Here is an 18,053-nt window from a genome sequence, read left to right as displayed (position 1 = left end):
ACTTTTACATGGTAGTTATGATATATTCTGGGCGAATATGGATAACAAAAAAGAAAGGGGAATGAGTATGGAAGCGTTGGTGTGGACATCTAATCATAAGCTGGAGCTTTGCGAATGGGAAGAGCCGCAGATTGCAGCACCGGATGAAGTCAAGATCCGGATTGAGATGACAGGTGTATGTGGAACAGATTTAGCAGTCATAACTGGGAAAGAGGAGGGGGTTCCAGGGGTCATTCGTGGTCATGAGGCAGTAGGGACTGTAATCCAAATCGGCAGCAACGTTGACCGTGTTAAGGTAGGCGACCGCGTAGTTATCGATCCGAATCAAAGCTGTGATGAATGCTATTTTTGCTTGAAGAAACAGCCGCACCTCTGTACGGGCATCGATGGAAATGGGATGCCTATTGCGGGTTTGAATCGAAATGGGACATTCACTTTTTTTTACTCAACTGCACAAACGTTTGCACACCGTCTTCCCGATCATATGAGCTGGGAGACGGGGGTTTTGATTGAGCCGCTTGCCTGTGTACTGCACAATTTCAAAGAAGCCAATGTCACAGCAGACGACAAGGTACTCATTCTTGGATCGGGTCCAATGGGACTGTTAAGCCAAATTGTGAGCAAGTCGAAATCTGCGCTCACGGTAGCGACTGAAGTTAATCCCTATCGGCTAGCTTTTGCCAGAGAGATCTCAGATTTTGCTTTAACCCCTGCCCAATTAAATCAAGCTACCGTAGACAAAATCTGTGCGGGACATAAGTTTGATGTGATTATCGATACGGTGGGCACTCAACTCGAAATGGCGGAAAAGTGGATTGAACGTGGAGGCCGCATCGTTCCTTTTGGTATTAATGCGAAGTATCGCTACACCTTTTCCCCTACTAAATTCGTGCAGCATGCAATAAAAATTATAGCAGCAGGTGAATACCGCCACATGTTCGAGGAAGCTTTGCGGTTTGCCGCTGAAACTCCTGAAATGGAGAAACTAGTGACTAGAAAAGTTAAGCTCAGTGAGCATGAAGCAGCGATAGACGAGTTGATCGGCTATGAATTGAACTCTTTGAAGGTGGTTGGGAGTGAAACCGTAAAGACGGTTTTTGTTCCCTAAACGTAAGACTACAATCAATGAGAGGTGGCACTGTTGATGAGCAATGATAGCAAATTCAGATTAATTAAAGATTACTTGTCTACACAAAAGGCTAAAGACATAGAGCCAATTTGGATACCCGCAGTGTGGAATGAGTGCCAATATGAGCGTGTTCTCTTAGAAAAAGAGGGTGAAATTTGTGTACACCCGTATGATTTTTTGACAGATCATTTGAATTATCTGGACAGGCTTTCGTGGAGATATCTGCTTAAGGAACGCACAAATCTGGACGATAGCGCGATCTATTCTTCGCTTATTCGCTATTCTACGGCTTGGGATTACAACCATGACGGAAAAATTGAATCGGGTACTTTTTTAAGATTCTTTATTCTTCTGCCTCTGCTAAAGAAAATGGGCATCAATATTCTGTACATGCTTCCAGTTAACCAGTACAGCAAGTTGAATCTGAAGGGGGATATTGGGTCCCCTTACGCAGTGCAATCGTTATTCCATTTGGACGAGAACCTGCACGATAGCCTATTGGATGATATGGAGGAGTTTACGATCCACGATGAGCTCAGCGCTTTGGTAGAGGCTTGTCATTTACTTGATATTAAGACTGTTGTTGACTTCATTCCCCGTGTGACGGCGAAAAACAGTGCGTTCATTACCGAGCATCCTGAATGGGTGTATTGGATCAAAATGGATGAATTAGAAGGCTTTGCGCCGCCCGCAATTCCCCAGCTTGGATTTTTTGAGGAGTGTACGCCGGACAAATTGGAGACGGTCTACCGCAGCCAGGAGACAGCAGTATTTCTGCGGAAGTTCACGCCACCGCCCAATGAACTCCATCCAATCCTTTGGCAGCACTTGAAAGAGAAAGCTGCTAAAACAGGAGAGGAGCTATTAACTTTGGTGGAGCAAGAGATGGGGATAACGACTGCTCCAGCGCATTCGGATTGGATAAATGATGTGCAGCCGATTTGGACAGACATTACGTTCTTACGCCTCTACCAGGATTTCTCTCCGCAAGTGAGACATCTTATAAGTCCGGATCAGGCGCCATATGTCCTTTTTGATACGATTAAATGCAATGACTACCCGGGAGAGGAGCCGAATCTGGAGCTGTGGGATGTTCTGGAGGAGGCAGTACGGGTTAATCTCGAAAAATTTGGGATTGACGGCTTCCGCATCGACATCGGACACGTGCTTCCTATTCCGTTGTTGACTCGTATTTTTGACACGATTAAAGAGATGAATCCAAATGCGATCTTAATCAGCGAAGATTTGTTCAATCGCAACCACAAGAAGGCAGCAAACACCGGCTATAACATTATGCTTGGCAGTGGATGGAACGTCATGACACAAATTACTAAAGAGAATCTCATTTCATTCTTAGAAGAGCTGCCTGAGTTGAATATTCATATATTTGCCTGTGCAGAAACAGCAGATACTCCTCGGATCACCAGCCGTGGCGGTGTAGAGGTTGCTCGGATGATCGCGGTATTTAATCAATTTCTTCCGAACGCAATTCCATACGTGACGACGGGTTATGAAATGAATGAGGAGCAGCCGCTCAACTGTGGTCTTGGAGACAACACGAACGGAGAGGAGATTTCCCGAGCTTTTTTTAACGTTATGCAAATTAATTGGACCAATCCTACACCGATGCTGCCGCTGTTGGCGGAGCTAAGTGAACTCAAGAAAGATTGGCGCCACCTAGTGAAGCCGGAAAACTTTTTCGTGGCTCAATCCCCGGAAGGTATTGTTCTGTACGGGTATATGCAAGGGGATGAAACGCTGCTGTGCTGCTTTAACTTGAGTGCTGATGCTTTCTGCCAAGTTGATTTGAAGGTTGCCGTACCTGGCCGATGCCCAATGACGGTAACACTGGATAGTTCCTTAACGGGTAGCAGCGTAGGTCAGGCGTTCGATTGCTTGCTGCTTGCGCCTAATCAGGCTTTAGTGCTCGTAAACAATCATAGACAATTTAGGTAAGGGAGAGAGGCTGCAATGGAAAAGAACAATAAGGAAGTCGTGGTATGGCATGAGTTTGATGGTCCGGGAGATACCTCGATTGAGGTGCTGGAGGGAATTTGTAAGCTGTATACAGAGCGCTTCGGCGTACAAATTACACCACAAGTGATGAATATTACGGAGCTGACTGCGCGCCTGAACCAAATTAAGGACACCCAGCAAGGTCCGCATCTGGCGATGGTTCCTGCTGACATGTCCTCCTATGTGGAGAACGGTCTTTACTCCGAAGTACCGGGCGGGCTATTTGACGATACGCTGACTGAGGGAGCCCTTTCAACGATGCAAATGAATGGTGTTCAGTATGGTATCCCTGTATTGCGGGGTAATCATCTGGTTGTGTATTACAACCCGTTGATTTACTCTAGTGCGCCGACGACATGGGACGTGTTCGAAGAGGCAGCAGAAAAGTTATCCGCCCAAGGTATCATACCGATTGGAGCAGACTTACAGCAAGGCTATTGGTTTATTCCGTTCCTTACAGCTTTCGGCGGTTGGCCTGTACAGAATGGAAAGCCGAATATCGTCACCTCTGAAATGAAGCAGGCGCTTCAGTTTATTCGCGACAAGATGGATCAAGGCGTGCTCGTCAGTCTCGACGGCTCCACAGGACTGCTTGAGCAGTTCATTGACGGTAAGATCGGCGCCATTATTTGTGGCGAGTGGATTTATAACCATCTAGATAAACATATGAACAATAGGCTTGCGGTTTGCCAGCTTCCGAGCATCGAAGGGCGGCAATCATTATCCATGTCTTCTTCTATTGGCCTGATCTACCCTAATCATTCATTAACGTCCGAGGAGCGGGAAGATATTTTATCATTCACGCGCTTTATGCTGAGTGACGAATGCCAAACTATGTGGACGCTGGGTGTACAGCGGATTCCGGCTCAGGAAGAGGTGCTGAACCATCTAGCTGCCTCTGCTGCGCCTAACAAAAAGATGATTTTATCACTTTTGGATCACTCACGGCCGATGCCGACTTATCCCTTCATGATCCATGTATGGGAGGCGTTAAATGCGGGTCTTATCGAGCTGCCCTTGAGCAATCCTGAACAAGCATTGAACAAAATAGAACAGACTATTCAAGCCTCTTGGGGCGCATTTAAAAGCTAATTAGAGATGGGGAGAGCCAAATGAAAACAACGATATTCAGCCAAATTTCTATTGATGGAAAGCTCACTATGGGCGCTGGTAATTCGAGTAAAGAGCTTTTTTCTTTATTTTCCAGTGAGGATATGGAATTTATTCATCTATTCCGGGGGAAGGTGCAGGGAATTATGGTCGGCAAAAATACAATTTTGACGGACAATCCCTTCCTTACTAATCGGTATGAGGAAAATAAAAATCCAATTCGTATCATTCCGACAACTACCTTGGATATTCCGCTAGATTGCAATGTACTCTCGGACCAAGGGAAGACGATTATTGTCACGACCGAGAAAGGACGGGATGAAGAAAAAATCAAACAGATCCGGCAAAGAGGAAAGGAGTGCCTTATCTGCGGCGAGGATAAAGTAGATTTTGTGGAGCTTGAACGTCAGTTGGAGGAGAACTATGGGATTACCAGTCTGATGGTCGAAGGCGGCGGATTCTTAAACTGGCATATTTTCAATCAGGATATCGTCGATGAGATTATTCTAATGCAGCTTCCAATCATCGTAGGCGGCTCCACAAACATTACTTTAGTGGATGGAGACGGGTATCAGCAATTGAACTTTGCGAAAAAGTTCAAGGTTGTAGAAATTCAACCAAAAGATAACTACACGCTCATGCGCTACAAAAAGGTGATCTAACCTCAAACTAAGTCATAGACTGCGAATGGCTATAAGTTCTGGAAAAATCGAGAATATGGGGGTTGTGAACGATACATGTCAGAGAAAGAAGATTTCTACAAAAGTGTGTATAAAATCGCTGTGCCCGTTACGCTTCAAAGCTTGCTGATGGCATTGCTTAATTTGACGGATCAATTGATGGTTGGGCAGCTGGGAGATGTGGCAATTGCCTCGGTGGGGATGTCGACCAAAATATACGGGATCATCGCGGTTGTCTTGGCCGGTTTATCGACGGGTGTATCCATATATGCAGCCCAGTTTTGGGGAAATAAAGATTCCAAAAGCGTCTCTCAAGTACTGGGTCTCGGACTGATCACTGGCTTTGCGTTCTCGTTCCTGTTCTCTGCGGCTGTCTTTATCGATTCGCCGCTCTTTCTGAGCCTATTCACTACAGACATGAATGTAATAGAAGAGGGTTATATCTTTCTCCAGATAATGTCGATCGGTTTTGTGCCTGTCATGCTCACGATGATGTATTCCGCGATTTTACGCAGTACTGGCCATGCCAAATGGCCGATGTATGTAAGTCTAATTGCAGTTGGCTTGAATATTATACTGAATTACGTACTTATTTACGGTCATTTCGGTGCTCCTGCGCTTGGTCTGAAGGGCGCTGCCATTGCTACTCTTATCTCTAGGGTCTTCGAATGCTTGTTGATCATTGGTGCCGTGTACCGGTATCGTTTACCGGGAGCTGTCGGGTTAAAGAACTTATTCATTGTTCCTAAACCGCTCATTCGCAAGTTTTTTGGAACGACCTATCCGCTGCTACTGACTGAATTAATCTGGGTATTGGGCGAAACAGCATATGCGATTATTTATAGCCGTATGGGGACGATGGAAATGACTGCGATGACCATTACCTTCCCACTTCAGGGTCTTTGCATTGGCCTATTATCGGGTCTGGCTAGTGCAGCAGGGGTAATGGTTGGCAACCGTTTGGGTGCGAATGAATCTGATATCGCACTCGATCATGCGAAAAGGTTCATTCGTCTAGGCATCATTATCTCTCTGATCGTCGGGGTTATCATTGCGGCAGGCTCGAAGCTGTATGTCTCTGCGTTCAATATCTCCGAGGACGCTAAACAAATGAGCATGTATATCGTTATCGTGTTTGCTGGATTTCTTTGGGTCAAAGTATCCAATATGATTATAGCCGGCGGTATACTAAACAGCGGAGGAGACAGCAAGTTCGTATTCGGCATGGAGTCTACCGCAACGTGGCTGATAGGAGTCCCATCCGGGCTGTTGCTGTCATACATTTGGAAGCAACCTGTCTACCTTGTGTATCTCGTCATCTCGCTGGAGGAGGTTGTCCGCTTTGGCATCGGCTACGCCCGGATTTACTCCCGTAAGTGGATGAGAAATTTAGTTAGCGATCTGGCTGAAAAAGCTATGTAACATACGACCTGATTGAATCGATGCGGAGGATTAATCTCCCCCTAAATTGGATATCTCTTCACTTAACAATGCAAGAGGTACTGCCTCAAGGTAGTGCCTTTTGCATTGTTTTTTAAATATCCAGTTGTTAACTGCCAAATATCTTAACCACTACGTTTTAAAGCACTAGTTACTTCGTTGACGGTTATTTTGATCATAAAGTAGAATTTTTACGTCGAAGAAGTAACAAAAAACCACCAACTTACATTGGTGGTTTACGATCCATATAGTATTATTTCAATTCAATCTGTCCTTGCTCGGTTCCCCAGAACCCAGTTTGGACATTTAAAAGAAATCCAGTCATATCTTCTGGGATTTCAAATACTACATTGCCTGTTTGAGCCAATCCAGGATTGATTCCTTCATATAAAAAATAGTCTCCGGAAGAAGTAATCAACGTTGACGGGTTATACGTAACTTCATCTTTTAGGAGTTGAAAGTATGATGAGTCTGTGGTAATCATTTTTTTACCAGCATTTTTAACAGTTACATTTACTACTAGGAAAATACTTCCGTCAGCACTAGGTGAGTAGGATAAGTAATTTCCATCTTTAATTTCCTTGGTAGTAGTTACCTTGTTAACTTTAAAAACAACATCGCCAACTTGTAATTCTTCTCCTTTTTTTGCTAGTTTTTTCGCATCTTCTTTTGAGGTGCCCTTTGTTTCTACAGAGTTTGCGGTGGTATTAGATTTGCTAGTTGTGTCGTTTGAACTATCCTTATCTTTAGCAAATATACCAATGACAATGATTAGTACAATTAAAGCGATGAATCCCAGACACCCGATTTTAAAAATCTTTTTCAAATAAAACCCTCCCAATTAGGTAATTTGAACCATTATGTGTACTATAAATATATCGGAAATTCCAGAAAATTCTTTATAAGGATTATGCTTTTTTTGAAAAAATTGTTTATAAGGAAAGTTGAGTAAACCGATATGCCTTTGAGTAGTTTCTTGGTAAGTTTTTAATAGTATTAGTGCAGTGTTTGAATATTTCTCGGGAGCCGTAGATGAGAGAAAGATAGGCCGCACTCCATGAAGGAGAGCGGCCTATTTCTTTTTACATTTACTTAGGTTACTTACGTCTTCTGAGATAGGCCCAGATCACAAATACTGCTGCTAGAGCAATAATGGCGCTAATGGTGATAGACCTTGTTAGGTGATTATTATCGTCCGCGTAATACGCGGAAGCAATGGTTTCATAAATCTAAAATAGTCTATGGACTGTTCAACAAATTTTGTGAGTGCTGCGGAGATGATTTTATAGGATCAGCTCCGCAAGACGATGAATGCCCTGCTCAATCGCTGCCTCATTTACTTTTGCAAACCCTAATACCCATCCTTTTCTTTTGCTATCCAAACAATAGGGTCCAAGAGGGTACACACGTATTCCATGTTGTAGGGCTAACTTTGTCACAGCTTCTTCGTCGAATGTTTCCTCAGCTTCTAATAACATATGTAATCCAGTTTCTACTCCACTGAGCGTGAAGCGCTCCCCTAAGCGGCTAGCCATAATAGCTTTTGCCATGACCTCGTGTCTTCGACGGTACACATTTCTGACTCTTCGCATATGGCGCATAAAATGACCATTTTTAATGAAGTGGGTTAGTGTTAGCTGATCCATAATCGGAAGATGACGGTAAGTCAGCTCCTGCACCTTCGCTAGCTGAGCAATTGCCTCGACTGATCCAACAATAGCCGAAATACGAATGCCTGGTGCAATCATTTTAGAGAAACTCATGAGATACAAAGTATTATTAGATGCCTGACTAAACAGCGTTGGCAGCGGCTCCCCGCGATATCGAAATTCACTATCATAATCGTCTTCAATGATCCAAAATCGTTCTTGAACGGCCTTATGCAGCAATTGTTGCCGGCGGGGCTCCGACATAACGACCCCTACTGCGCACTGGTGGGAAGGGGTGGCAAAGACCAGTTTGGATTGCGGGTGAATATGCTCAACCACTAGACCATACTCATCAACAGGAACGGGTACCACATTCATACGGCGGTATTTCATTGCCATCCAAGCAGCTGGGAAACCTGGATCTTCTACTGAGACAGTGTTCCCATCAGCTAAAAGTGACTGTGCGATTAAGTCAATACTATGCTGAGCTCCTGAGGTCAACAGAATCTGATTGGTTTGGACATGTATGCCCCGTTCAAGTGATAAATAACGCTGTATTTGCTCACGTAATGGTGTGTACCCGTAGCAGTTACCGTAAGCCCAGCTTGATAAATCCATTTCAGCGGATGCCTGGAGCAGCGATTGCCGCCAGTTTTTTTGAAATTGTTCATCCAAATAGGGTTCATGGGGACTGAAATCAATATCCACTTCTAGCTGTTCTTTACCTCTGAACCAGTCATGTAATTGATCAACAGCTGAGTCTAGCAAGGAGAGTGACGGAGGTGTGGGGCCCTCTGTTTCTATTTCCTTCGTGGACATAGTGACTTGCTTCCACGTACTAACTCGCGTCCCTCCCCGGCGGGAGGTAACTGTATAACCTCGACTTAACAATTCCTCATAGACGATCTGTATAGTTGAGCGGGAGACACCTACGATGTGCGCAAGTTCGCGGGTAGGAATCAGTAATTCTCCTGGTGCCCAGACTCCGCTAGTAATATTATGAATCGCTTGATCAAGCAATTGCTGCCAGATCGGTCTCTTATCATTGCGAATTACTTTCATCATCGTACATACCTCCAAATAGAAACTCCAATCATAAAAAACGAATTATGGATTGCTCTAAACAGCGAATTTTGGATATTTTAATGCAATCCATTCATTGATATACTACCGTAACAACGCTGGTATCCGCAATTTAAATAAAAGGAGAGATTCGATATGAATTCGGTTCGTTACAAGACCAGGGAATGCTTAGATCAAGAGAAGATTGAAAGGTTCCTTCACCAAACGAGATTAGGTTATCTGGGGTTGGTTGATGGGAACCTCCCTTATGTTGTGCCACTTAATTATGTATGGACTGAAGGGAAACTGTATATTCATGGGGCTGGAGATGGAAGACGTAATCAGGTCATGCGTGATAATCCGGAGGTATGTTTTACGGTATGTGAGGAATACGGAACTATTACAGACCCGGTACCAGCCAAAATGGATACAGCTTATATGAGCGTAATGATTTTTGGACAAGCAGAACCGATTTCAGATTTGGATGAAGCCACACACGTACTTCAGGAATTGATCAATAAATACGTACCGGGTTATTATAATCGCCCCTTGTCCAAGCAGCATGTGGAAAAGTATAGATCGGCTGTATTTGGCGGTCCGGTTCAAGTTTATCGGGTAATTCCGTATCATATCACGGCAAAAGAAAGTCCTATTGAAGCAGAAAAAATGTATAAAAGGGGCATGGGTACTGGACGAGATGTTTAGCCGCAAGATACCATTACAAATGGTGTTATGCTAACGAGGTCTTTGGCAGCCTTTATGTCCTAATCATATGGGGAGAGGGAGGCTTTTTAGAGGTACTATCTATCAAAGTAGGCCGCAATCCAATGAAGGAGGGCGGCCTACTTATTTTTACATTTATTTAGGTTGTTTACGTCTTCTGAGATAGGCCCAGAACACAAATACCGTTACTAGAGCAATAATGGCGCTAATGGTGATAGACCTTGTTAGATGATTATTATCGTCCGCATAATATGCGGAAGCAATGGTTCCCGACCCATCCTGCTCGTCATCGGAAGAATCGTTCTGCATCGTTTGTAACACATCAATTAAATGCCCGGGTGCTTGAGGCTCCGAAATATTGCTTAGTCCTTTTGTTTCTGCTGATGAGGCTCGTTGTGGGGCGATGATTAGTTCCTGATTGTCTTTCTTGAAGGCAGCTATATATTCGTCCCGCTCACGGATAAGTGTAGGCTCACTCACTTCACCCTCAGCTTCTAGTGAATGAATAGCATAGGCCAAAGTATCAGGATTTCCTCCAAACTCAGTAACTTGATAGGACCCGTTTGAATCCTTTTGAATGATCATTTTAGATTTGGGTATTCCGCCCGATAAAATAAGAAACTCCCAGTTGTCTTGGGGTGTGACCGTTTCAATCAGACTATCGGAAGCCGCCCTAAGCTTAGCACCATCAATAAAATGAATCTGCATTCCTTGACCTACGGTAATTTCACTAATCTCTGCTTCATTGTTGTAACCATACCCTTCAGGATCTTTAGATAGCCCTTCTTTAATCAATGTTAATCCTTCTGTATTTGCAAAAGAAACAACATCTTCAGTTACGGTCTGAGCCCATACAGGTGAGAAAAAAGTCAGAAATAAAACGAATGAAGTTACAGTTAACAGCAGCGTTTTCTTAATGGGAAGCCCTCCTTAAATATATTTGTTGAAGCCATGAAGTCCCCATCTCCAGGTTCTATCGTAGCTGGAGCCACCTTTAATGTTGGTGTATAACATGGAGGTTTTTGTGCCCCCACTCGGGTTCATGTGTTGAATCCAATCATTTCCACTATATGTGTCGTACCCATAGATAACTACTGCGTGCCCGCCACCGGTAGCACTATTCCATTTCCAGCTTACATATATAGGACTGCCAACATTATCAATCTGGTTTTTTACATCGCTGTAAGATAGTGCTCCTGTATGATTCCAACTGGAGACACCATAATCATGAATGCCTTCTTGAACAGTTCCATAAGATTCACTCTCGTCTGTTGTACAGCCGGAGGTTCCCTTCACATGATCATAAAAAGAACATTGGCTTACAGAGATTCCGTAATATTGAAGTATGGTAACGCTAGTCGCAGCCCAGCACCAATTATTCTTAGCTTGTGTAGCTGTAGGGTAGCCAATTAAATTAGTCGCATATGCTTGGGAAACAAAAGAAAAAAGAAAGACTGAAACAAAGGTTCCAACAAGCATCAATCTCTTTTTTAAAGATAGTTTCATGAATGGAATCAGCTCCTTATTATGGATTAATATTCCTTTTAATAACACTATTAAAATACCATATATTAACTTATGTGTAAAGTTTAAATATTTTTTCGTTTTTATAATAGATTCTACACATTTGATATGGAGAGGGGGATACTGATATGGATAAGGAAATATTGATGCTCGTAGGAATACGTGCTCCAATGATCCAAAGCAAGCCATTCATAACAAAAGCCACTCCGCTAAGGAATGGCTTTTCTTCATATACACTGCAATTACTAGTTACAACGGAGGTTCTTCTTTGCTAACTAGGTTTGCTTTCTTTTCAATCATGAGCTTGTTTTTCGTGGGCATAAATAATGTTATAACAAATGCGGCAATGGATAAAATCATCATGAAGTAGTAGGCGTCACTTGCCCCAAGAATCGATGTAAGGGATTTAAAGATCTCAGGAGTAGCGGAGGGATTATTCTGCATCAGTGTAGTTGCATGACTGGTTGCCTGCACTGTATAAATTGTAATTACGACAGCAGTACCAATGGCCCCGGCAATTTGGCGAACGGTATTATTCACAGCTGTACCATGAGTGCCGAGTTGTTTGGGCAACGCATTTAGTCCGGCTGTATTGAGTGGCATAGTAATGAAGCTTAATCCAATTCGCAGGCCTATGGTACGAATCATTAGATAAGTATACGTGGTCGATTCAGATAAATCTGTTACCGCCCACATAGATGGAATAATAAACAATAGGCCAATGATGAACAGCGGTTTCGCACCGAAACGGTCGTATAATTTACCGGTGACGGGTGACATGAACGCATTTACGAGTGCGCCCGGCAACAATAGTAGTCCTGCATCAAATGCTGTAAACCCGCGACCATTCTGCAGATAAATAGGCAATAAGATCATATCTGCGTACATCATCATTGTGATTAATACGTTAATAAGAGATGTCATCGTAAACACTTTATTTTTGAAGACCGACAGGTTTAGCAGTGGATCATCCGATTTGATTTGTCGAAGACAGAATACGGCTGTTACCACGACCCCAATCCCTAAGGTTAGGATCACGATTACATCATCCCAGCCTTTACTTCCTGCACTACTGAAGCCGTATAAAATTAAGCCGAATCCGACGGTTGATAAAAGAACACTTACCACATCAAGCTTCGACTTAGACGTCTCAGATACATTCACTAAATACTTGAACGCCAACGCTATAACAATGAGGACAAGTGGAATAAGCCCGATAAATAACCAGCGCCAAGAGTGGTATTCGACAACAAAACCCGCGAGCGTTGGCCCAATAGCAGGAGCGAATATCATCGCCAGCCCAAGCAGTCCCATAGCGCTGCCACGTTTTTCAACGGGGAAGATGGCGAGCACAACACTCATCATGAGCGGCATTATAATCCCTGCACCGGCAGCTTGGATCATCCGTCCGATTAAGAGTAGACTAAAGCTCGGCGCTGCTGCACAAATTATAGAACCGATTAATAAAAATGACATGGCACTTATAAATAATTGCCGTGTTGTAAAACGTTTCATTAAATAGGCCGTAATCGGAATCAAAATCCCGTTGATCAGCATAAATCCTGTTGAAATCCATTGTACGGTTGTTGCTGTGACATCAAAAACATCCATCAAACTACTTAAGGCGACATTTAAAAGCGTCTGATTGAGTGTGGATAAGAAACAACCAAGGATTAAGATGGTTAATAAGATCCCTTTATTTATGTTCTTAGTGTCTTCTTGCATGTTGCAGTCCTCTCTTCATTGCTTTTTCGACATAGTGTCAATAAAATAAATCATATCAGGATTTAAAAAGTATTCCTATTTGCAATTTTATTGAAAATGTCGACTAATCGACAGAATAGGCAAATTAGTTGATGAAAGGCCATTTAAACGATAATAGAGGGATGAAATGACTGAACATAAAAGAGTTGACCCACGAGCCATTCGCTCAAAAAAGATGTTGAAAAACGCTGTTTTTTCATTATTGTCCGACAATGTGGAGATTTCGCAATTGACCGTCCAAAAAATCGCCAACCGCGCGGAACTAAATCGCGCAACGTTTTATTTGCATTATGAGGATATTAACGATTTATTGCGCCAGATCGTACATGAAATCTTCGATGACCTATCCATGAAGGTTGAACCGCTATTACAAATGAAGAGCAACAACGAACAGGAGCAGCTGATCACCTTTTTAAATTATTTTTTTGAATACCGGAAAGTTTTTGCTGTATTGATTGAGCATAAAGGCTTCAAAAACCACTTGACCAACCTGTTAAAAAATACTGTCGAAAAACGAAGAAACGCGAGGAACATTGACTCTACTAAGGAGGTAGTCTCCGTTGATATTATTGCAGCCTCACTACTGGGGATTATTATGTGGTGGATTAAGGATGGCAACCAATATAGCGCTGAATACATAGCGGGGCAAATTACCTTGATGTATAAAAGAAGATATTTATAAGGGCATTTATGATATATTCAAGTAAAGTTTGAGTCCCTAGCCAATATTCATAAAAAAGGAAGTGCGAACAATGGATTTAGAAACGGTCATGCAAGAGCTTGAAGCTCTCGGCAAGGAACGCACCAAGAAAATATATCTATCCAATGGCGCGCACGAACCGCTTTTTGGTGTGGCCACAGGCCAGATGAAGCCTATCTTCAGAAAAATAAAACATAATCAACCCTTGGCCGAGCAGCTTTATGCTACGGGAAATTACGACGCTATGTATTTTGCCGGGGTGATCGCGGAGCCTAAAGCAATGTCAGAGTCGGATTTTGAGCGGTGGATTGCTGGGGCTTATTTCTATATGCTATCGGACTTTGTGGTGGCAGTAACGTTGGCGGAGACGGATATTGCGCAAGAGGTTTCTGATAAATGGATTGCAAGTGATATAGAGTTGAAAATGTCGGCGGGCTGGAACTGTTACTGCTGGCTGCTCGGAAATCGCCCGGACAGTGAATTTTCCGCAGAAAAATTGGCCGCTATGTTGGAGCTTGCTAAAAATACGATTCATGATGCCCCTGAACGAACGAAATACGCAATGAACAATTTCATCTACACTGTGGGCGTATCCTATCTGCCGCTTCATGATAAAGCGGTTGAGATTGCAAAGGAAGTTGGCCCGGTGGAAGTCCATACCGGTAGTGCAAAAAGCAAGATTTTGAATGCTTCAATTAATATTCAAAAGGCAGTTGATAAATCGAAGCTGGGCTTCAAACGAAAACATGTAAGGTGTTAGTCAGTCATGGAGTGCTAAGGAGAGCGTATTGAAGGTTGTGCCTGCAGACAGAAGAATTGGCGGCTTGGCTGACAAGCCCTTAATTGTGTGCAATAAAAGTTAATGGAACAATAATAAAGCGGTAATTAATGTTATTGACAAAATATTTGACAATGATTAGTATTGAAAAATATTAAAAATGAAGTTAGCGACATAAAAATTAAATAATTCGCAAGCTATGATTGCTATGGATCACACTATAGCAGGAGCAGCTTCTGGAGAGACCGTGGGGGAATCCCCCGGCGCCGAAGGGTTCACAATCTCAGGCAAAAGGACAGAAGAGTACTAGATAATTCATTTGTTATTCTGATCATCGTCAGAATAAATAAATGTATTTTATTTATTATTCTTATACCTAAGAGATTGGAGCGTATCCAATCTCTTTTTTGTTATCATTTTCACTTGTTATTTTTTTCACATAAGGGGGGGTTCGAAATGGCAGCACAAGAATTAAAGAGAGATTTAGAGAATCGACATGTTCAGCTCATTGCGATTGGTGGAACCATCGGTACCGGATTATTTTTAGGATCTGGAAAAGCTATACAGCTGGCAGGACCATCGATCATTTTTGCTTATTTAATCGTGGGTATCGCTATTTTCTTTGTGATGAGGGCATTGGGAGAACTTCTGTTGTCAAAAGCAGGTTATCAATCTTTTACAGACATTGCCGAAGACTATCTTGGACCGCGGGCGGCGTTTGTAACTGGATGGACCTATTGGTTTTGCTGGATCATGACGGCTATGGCCGATATTATAGCTGTTGGGGTCTATGTACAATATTGGTTTGATATCCCGCAATGGATACCCGCAGTCATTTGTTTAATTATTTTATTAGGACTCAATTTATTAACTGTAAAAAGCTTTGGCGAATTGGAATTTTGGTTTGCTTTAATTAAGGTAATCACTATTCTCGCGTTAATTGCCATAGGGGTAGTTTTACTGGTGATTGGATTCAAAACAACTACCGGAACGGTTGCGCTCAGTAATATTTGGGCACATGGGGGAGTATTTCCAAACGGGATTTCCGGGTTCTTACTTTCATTTCAAATGGTTGTGTTTGCTTTTGTGGGTGTGGAATTGGTGGGGGTATCAGCAGCGGAAACATCCAATCCAGAAAAAACTATCCCATCGGCGATTAATAAAATACCTTTGCGAATTCTATTTTTCTACGTGGGTGCTATTATTGCCTTATTATGCATCAACGCTTGGACAGAACTAAACCCGGCAGAAAGTCCTTTTGTTAAAACATTTAGTTTAGTGGGGATTCCGATTGCCGCGGGGGTTATTAATTTCGTTGTATTAACTTCAGCTGCTTCCGCTTGTAACAGCGGGATGTTCTCAACAAGCCGGATTCTATACAATCTAAGCAGAAATGACCAGGCTCCAGCCAACTTTGCAAAGCTTAATAAAAATCATGTGCCAAGTAATGCTTTATTCATATCCACGCTTGTCTTATCTGTAGGGGCTTTGTTGAGTAAGCTGATTCCGGAGACGGCCTTTGGCATCGTGACAACGATTAGTGCCATTTGTTTCATCTGGGTTTGGGGCGTCGTTCTAATTTGCCATTTGCGATATAAAAAGACGAAGCCGGAATTGCAGGCCAAATCAAAATTCAAGGCACCGTTCACACCTTTTGTGAATTATGTTGTTCTAGCCTTGTTTGCAATCATACTCATAATTATGCTGTTTGCTGATGAAACTCGTCCGGCATTATTGTTGACGCCTTTATGGTTTATTTTATTATTTGTTTTGTATTCGATAAATAGAAGAAAGAGGGAAAGAGATAATAAAATAATCAGGACCGAAACACCTCTCTAGTTTATGAGGAAAGCTTTAACCGGCGCAGAAGCCGTGGTTATATTCAACCGCGACTGGGCAGGGAGCCCTTGCCGGTTTCAAGCGTTCCTACATGGACGTTTGCTTAAAGAATATGCAAAGTTAAACAGAAAACCGGAAGATACTGTTAAAATGGTATCTCCCGGTTTTTTAATTTTTTACAAACTATAATATCATCGAGTTTACAGTTTTTTTCAGTTATTGTTTATTACTATTTCAACTGATATAATTCTTATTTCGACAATAAGTTTACAAGTAAGATAACTATCGTAATGGTAAAATCAATTTAAAAGTGGTGAATTCATGAGAGAGTTCTACAGTCGGGTGAATCGAAAAACCTATTACATATTAATGTTAATGATCATCGTTCTTATGATGTTTGGATTGATACTATCTACCCTAGAGTTAGATGGGATTGATTTTGGTTATATCATTCATTTTTTATGTGTGGCGTTTCTAACGGTTTGTTTATGGATTTACCCTAAGCATGAGACACATACTTTTAGAAAGATTATCATTCTATTTGGATTTGCGTATTTTTATACGCTATTCTTTTTATATCCTCAAACATGGACTACCTATATCCTCATTTGTCTTATTCCTGCACTGTCTATTCTATTTTTTGATTTAAAATTGTTCTATTTTTCCTTCATTATAAATGGGGTACTAATGGTAATTACATTTGGCTATATCCTCTTGATTGATAGAGGGGATTTATATACATATTTACATTATGATATGCTAGGCAATTTCATTAATATAATAGCGGTTCAAGTGTTATTATTTTTCATTTTTCAAATATCATTTAAACGGATGAAAAAACAGCAGCTTTATTATGAACAATTACAGCAATCTGAGCGTTTAAAGATGGTTGGACAATTAACAGCTGCCGTTGCGCACGAAATTAGAAATCCAGTGACAGTGGTTAGAGGTTTTTTGCAGTTTTTTGATGAGGATCCTTCATTTGATGATCCTATGAAAAGAAAATTTAAATTAATGATTGATGAATTAAACACAGTAGAACAGATTATCTCGCAATTTCTAACCCTTTCAAAGCCAAATGGAGAGCAAAAATTAGAAAAAGTAGATGTGAAGGATGTACTTGAAAGTGTTACAGGATTGCTCCATTCCTACGCAATGTTATCTGATAATCAAATCGTTACCTACGTAGAAGAAGATTGCATGATTTCTATTAATAAAATTGAATTTAAGCAGCTGCTTATTAATATAATAAAAAATGCTTTAGAGGCTTCGGAAGTTGGTAAATCTGTCTCTATTATGGCGAATAGGAACAATAATTTTATTGAGATAACAATCATCGATGAAGGAAGCGGGATGTCAGAAGCAGAGGTTAAGTCGCTAGGCACTCCTTTTTATTCATTAAAAAGTAATGGAACAGGTTTAGGATTAATGATTTGCTTTAATATCGTAGAAAAATACGGCGGGGAAATTTATTATAGTAGCTCTGAAGGTAAGGGGACAACAGCTACTATCCGCTTTTTAGCTATAAATGATCAGTAATACGGAACCTTCTTTCAATTGAACAAAGGGGATTACCTCAAGCCTTCGGCGGAGAGGTAATCCCCTTTTCCTAGATATATATGTTTATGTTTGCTGCGTT

General features: G+C 41.9%; 15 protein-coding genes and 1 riboswitch. Of the genes, 10 read left to right on the top strand and 5 right to left on the bottom strand.

Features of this window, described 5'->3' with window-relative positions; all coding sequences use genetic code 11:
* Positions 1-67 precede the first annotated feature (67 nt).
* The 5 genes from NSQ50_RS30500 to NSQ50_RS30480 all read left to right on the top strand — a co-directional run bounded on the left by NSQ50_RS30500 (position 68) and on the right by NSQ50_RS30480 (position 6,357).
* Entirely contained in the window at positions 68-1,108 is a 1,041-nt protein-coding gene (locus NSQ50_RS30500; RefSeq protein WP_038573898.1) for a zinc-dependent alcohol dehydrogenase, read from the top strand.
* A 36-nt stretch (positions 1,109-1,144) separates the two neighbouring features.
* Positions 1,145-3,085 carry an alpha-amylase gene (locus NSQ50_RS30495; protein ID WP_081386824.1) on the top strand — a complete coding sequence of 647 codons (1,941 nt, stop codon included), beginning with the start codon at positions 1,145-1,147 and terminating at the stop codon, positions 3,083-3,085.
* Positions 3,086-3,100: 15 nt separating this feature from the next.
* Positions 3,101-4,237, top strand: a complete 1,137-nt coding sequence (locus NSQ50_RS30490; protein ID WP_076222410.1) for a sugar ABC transporter substrate-binding protein — start codon at positions 3,101-3,103, stop codon at positions 4,235-4,237.
* A 20-nt stretch (positions 4,238-4,257) separates the two neighbouring features.
* Positions 4,258-4,917, top strand: coding sequence for a dihydrofolate reductase family protein (locus NSQ50_RS30485; protein ID WP_076222409.1), 660 nt, complete (start codon positions 4,258-4,260; stop codon positions 4,915-4,917).
* A gap of 75 nt (positions 4,918-4,992) precedes the next feature.
* A complete protein-coding gene (locus NSQ50_RS30480; RefSeq protein ID WP_076222408.1) occupies positions 4,993-6,357 on the top strand; it encodes an MATE family efflux transporter in 1,365 nt (454 codons plus the stop codon).
* A gap of 271 nt (positions 6,358-6,628) precedes the next feature.
* Here the strand turns inward: NSQ50_RS30480 and NSQ50_RS30475 are convergent, their stop codons facing one another.
* Together NSQ50_RS30475 and pdxR are read right to left on the bottom strand one after the other, a co-directional pair.
* A complete protein-coding gene (locus tag NSQ50_RS30475; RefSeq protein WP_076222407.1) occupies positions 6,629-7,201 on the bottom strand; it encodes a DUF4352 domain-containing protein in 573 nt (190 codons plus the stop codon).
* Positions 7,202-7,658: 457 nt separating this feature from the next.
* Positions 7,659-9,089 carry a MocR-like pyridoxine biosynthesis transcription factor PdxR gene (gene pdxR, locus NSQ50_RS30470; protein WP_036682366.1) on the bottom strand — a complete coding sequence of 477 codons (1,431 nt, stop codon included), beginning with the start codon at positions 9,087-9,089 and terminating at the stop codon, positions 7,659-7,661.
* A gap of 153 nt (positions 9,090-9,242) precedes the next feature.
* Between pdxR and NSQ50_RS30465 the strand changes: the two genes are divergently transcribed.
* Positions 9,243-9,791: a pyridoxamine 5'-phosphate oxidase family protein gene (locus NSQ50_RS30465; protein WP_076222406.1), complete on the top strand. Its 549-nt coding sequence runs from the start codon at positions 9,243-9,245 to the stop codon at positions 9,789-9,791.
* Positions 9,792-9,944: 153 nt separating this feature from the next.
* On the opposite strand, the gene NSQ50_RS30460 is transcribed toward NSQ50_RS30465, so the two are convergent.
* From NSQ50_RS30460 to NSQ50_RS30450, 3 genes are all read right to left on the bottom strand, one after another.
* Positions 9,945-10,604 carry a hypothetical protein gene (locus NSQ50_RS30460; RefSeq protein ID WP_076222405.1) on the bottom strand — a complete coding sequence of 220 codons (660 nt, stop codon included), beginning with the start codon at positions 10,602-10,604 and terminating at the stop codon, positions 9,945-9,947.
* Between the two features lie 135 nt (positions 10,605-10,739).
* Positions 10,740-11,315 (bottom strand): C39 family peptidase, encoded by a 576-nt coding sequence (locus NSQ50_RS30455; protein WP_076105127.1) that lies wholly within the window; start codon positions 11,313-11,315, stop codon positions 10,740-10,742.
* A 267-nt stretch (positions 11,316-11,582) separates the two neighbouring features.
* A complete protein-coding gene (locus NSQ50_RS30450) occupies positions 11,583-13,058 on the bottom strand; it encodes a DHA2 family efflux MFS transporter permease subunit (RefSeq protein WP_076222404.1) in 1,476 nt (491 codons plus the stop codon).
* Between the two features lie 166 nt (positions 13,059-13,224).
* Between NSQ50_RS30450 and NSQ50_RS30445 the strand changes: the two genes are divergently transcribed.
* The 4 genes from NSQ50_RS30445 to NSQ50_RS30430 all read left to right on the top strand — a co-directional run bounded on the left by NSQ50_RS30445 (position 13,225) and on the right by NSQ50_RS30430 (position 17,953).
* On the top strand, positions 13,225-13,779 hold the full coding sequence (locus NSQ50_RS30445) for a TetR/AcrR family transcriptional regulator (protein WP_036682356.1): 555 nt from the start codon (positions 13,225-13,227) through the stop codon (positions 13,777-13,779).
* A 70-nt stretch (positions 13,780-13,849) separates the two neighbouring features.
* On the top strand, positions 13,850-14,557 hold the full coding sequence (locus tag NSQ50_RS30440) for a DNA alkylation repair protein (RefSeq protein WP_076222403.1): 708 nt from the start codon (positions 13,850-13,852) through the stop codon (positions 14,555-14,557).
* A 244-nt stretch (positions 14,558-14,801) separates the two neighbouring features.
* Positions 14,802-14,884, top strand: a riboswitch (glycine riboswitch).
* A 147-nt stretch (positions 14,885-15,031) separates the two neighbouring features.
* Positions 15,032-16,414: an amino acid permease gene (locus NSQ50_RS30435; RefSeq protein ID WP_036682353.1), complete on the top strand. Its 1,383-nt coding sequence runs from the start codon at positions 15,032-15,034 to the stop codon at positions 16,412-16,414.
* A gap of 375 nt (positions 16,415-16,789) precedes the next feature.
* The gene (locus NSQ50_RS30430) at positions 16,790-17,953 is read left to right on the top strand and encodes a sensor histidine kinase (protein ID WP_256719411.1); all 1,164 of its coding nucleotides are present in this window, start codon (positions 16,790-16,792) and stop codon (positions 17,951-17,953) included.
* The last annotated feature ends 100 nt before the right edge of the window (positions 17,954-18,053 follow it).

The sequence above is a fragment of the Paenibacillus sp. FSL R10-2788 genome (assembly GCF_038003885.1).
GTDB classification, from domain to species: Bacteria; Bacillota; Bacilli; order Paenibacillales; family Paenibacillaceae; genus Paenibacillus_AQ; species Paenibacillus_AQ odorifer.
This window is presented reverse-complemented; position numbering and strand designations above follow the sequence as displayed.

Coding starts and splice junctions, on each gene's coding strand:
- NSQ50_RS30500 (WP_038573898.1), top strand. CDS start 68: ATGGAAGCGTTGGTGTGGACATCTAATCATAAGCTGGAGCTTTGCGAA.
- NSQ50_RS30495 (WP_081386824.1), top strand. CDS start 1,145: ATGAGCAATGATAGCAAATTCAGATTAATTAAAGATTACTTGTCTACA.
- NSQ50_RS30490 (WP_076222410.1), top strand. CDS start 3,101: ATGGAAAAGAACAATAAGGAAGTCGTGGTATGGCATGAGTTTGATGGT.
- NSQ50_RS30485 (WP_076222409.1), top strand. CDS start 4,258: ATGAAAACAACGATATTCAGCCAAATTTCTATTGATGGAAAGCTCACT.
- NSQ50_RS30480 (WP_076222408.1), top strand. CDS start 4,993: ATGTCAGAGAAAGAAGATTTCTACAAAAGTGTGTATAAAATCGCTGTG.
- pdxR (WP_036682366.1), bottom strand. CDS start 9,089: ATGATGAAAGTAATTCGCAATGATAAGAGACCGATCTGGCAGCAATTG.
- NSQ50_RS30465 (WP_076222406.1), top strand. CDS start 9,243: ATGAATTCGGTTCGTTACAAGACCAGGGAATGCTTAGATCAAGAGAAG.
- NSQ50_RS30455 (WP_076105127.1), bottom strand. CDS start 11,315: ATGAAACTATCTTTAAAAAAGAGATTGATGCTTGTTGGAACCTTTGTT.
- NSQ50_RS30450 (WP_076222404.1), bottom strand. CDS start 13,058: ATGCAAGAAGACACTAAGAACATAAATAAAGGGATCTTATTAACCATC.
- NSQ50_RS30445 (WP_036682356.1), top strand. CDS start 13,225: ATGACTGAACATAAAAGAGTTGACCCACGAGCCATTCGCTCAAAAAAG.
- NSQ50_RS30440 (WP_076222403.1), top strand. CDS start 13,850: ATGGATTTAGAAACGGTCATGCAAGAGCTTGAAGCTCTCGGCAAGGAA.
- NSQ50_RS30435 (WP_036682353.1), top strand. CDS start 15,032: ATGGCAGCACAAGAATTAAAGAGAGATTTAGAGAATCGACATGTTCAG.
- NSQ50_RS30430 (WP_256719411.1), top strand. CDS start 16,790: ATGATCATCGTTCTTATGATGTTTGGATTGATACTATCTACCCTAGAG.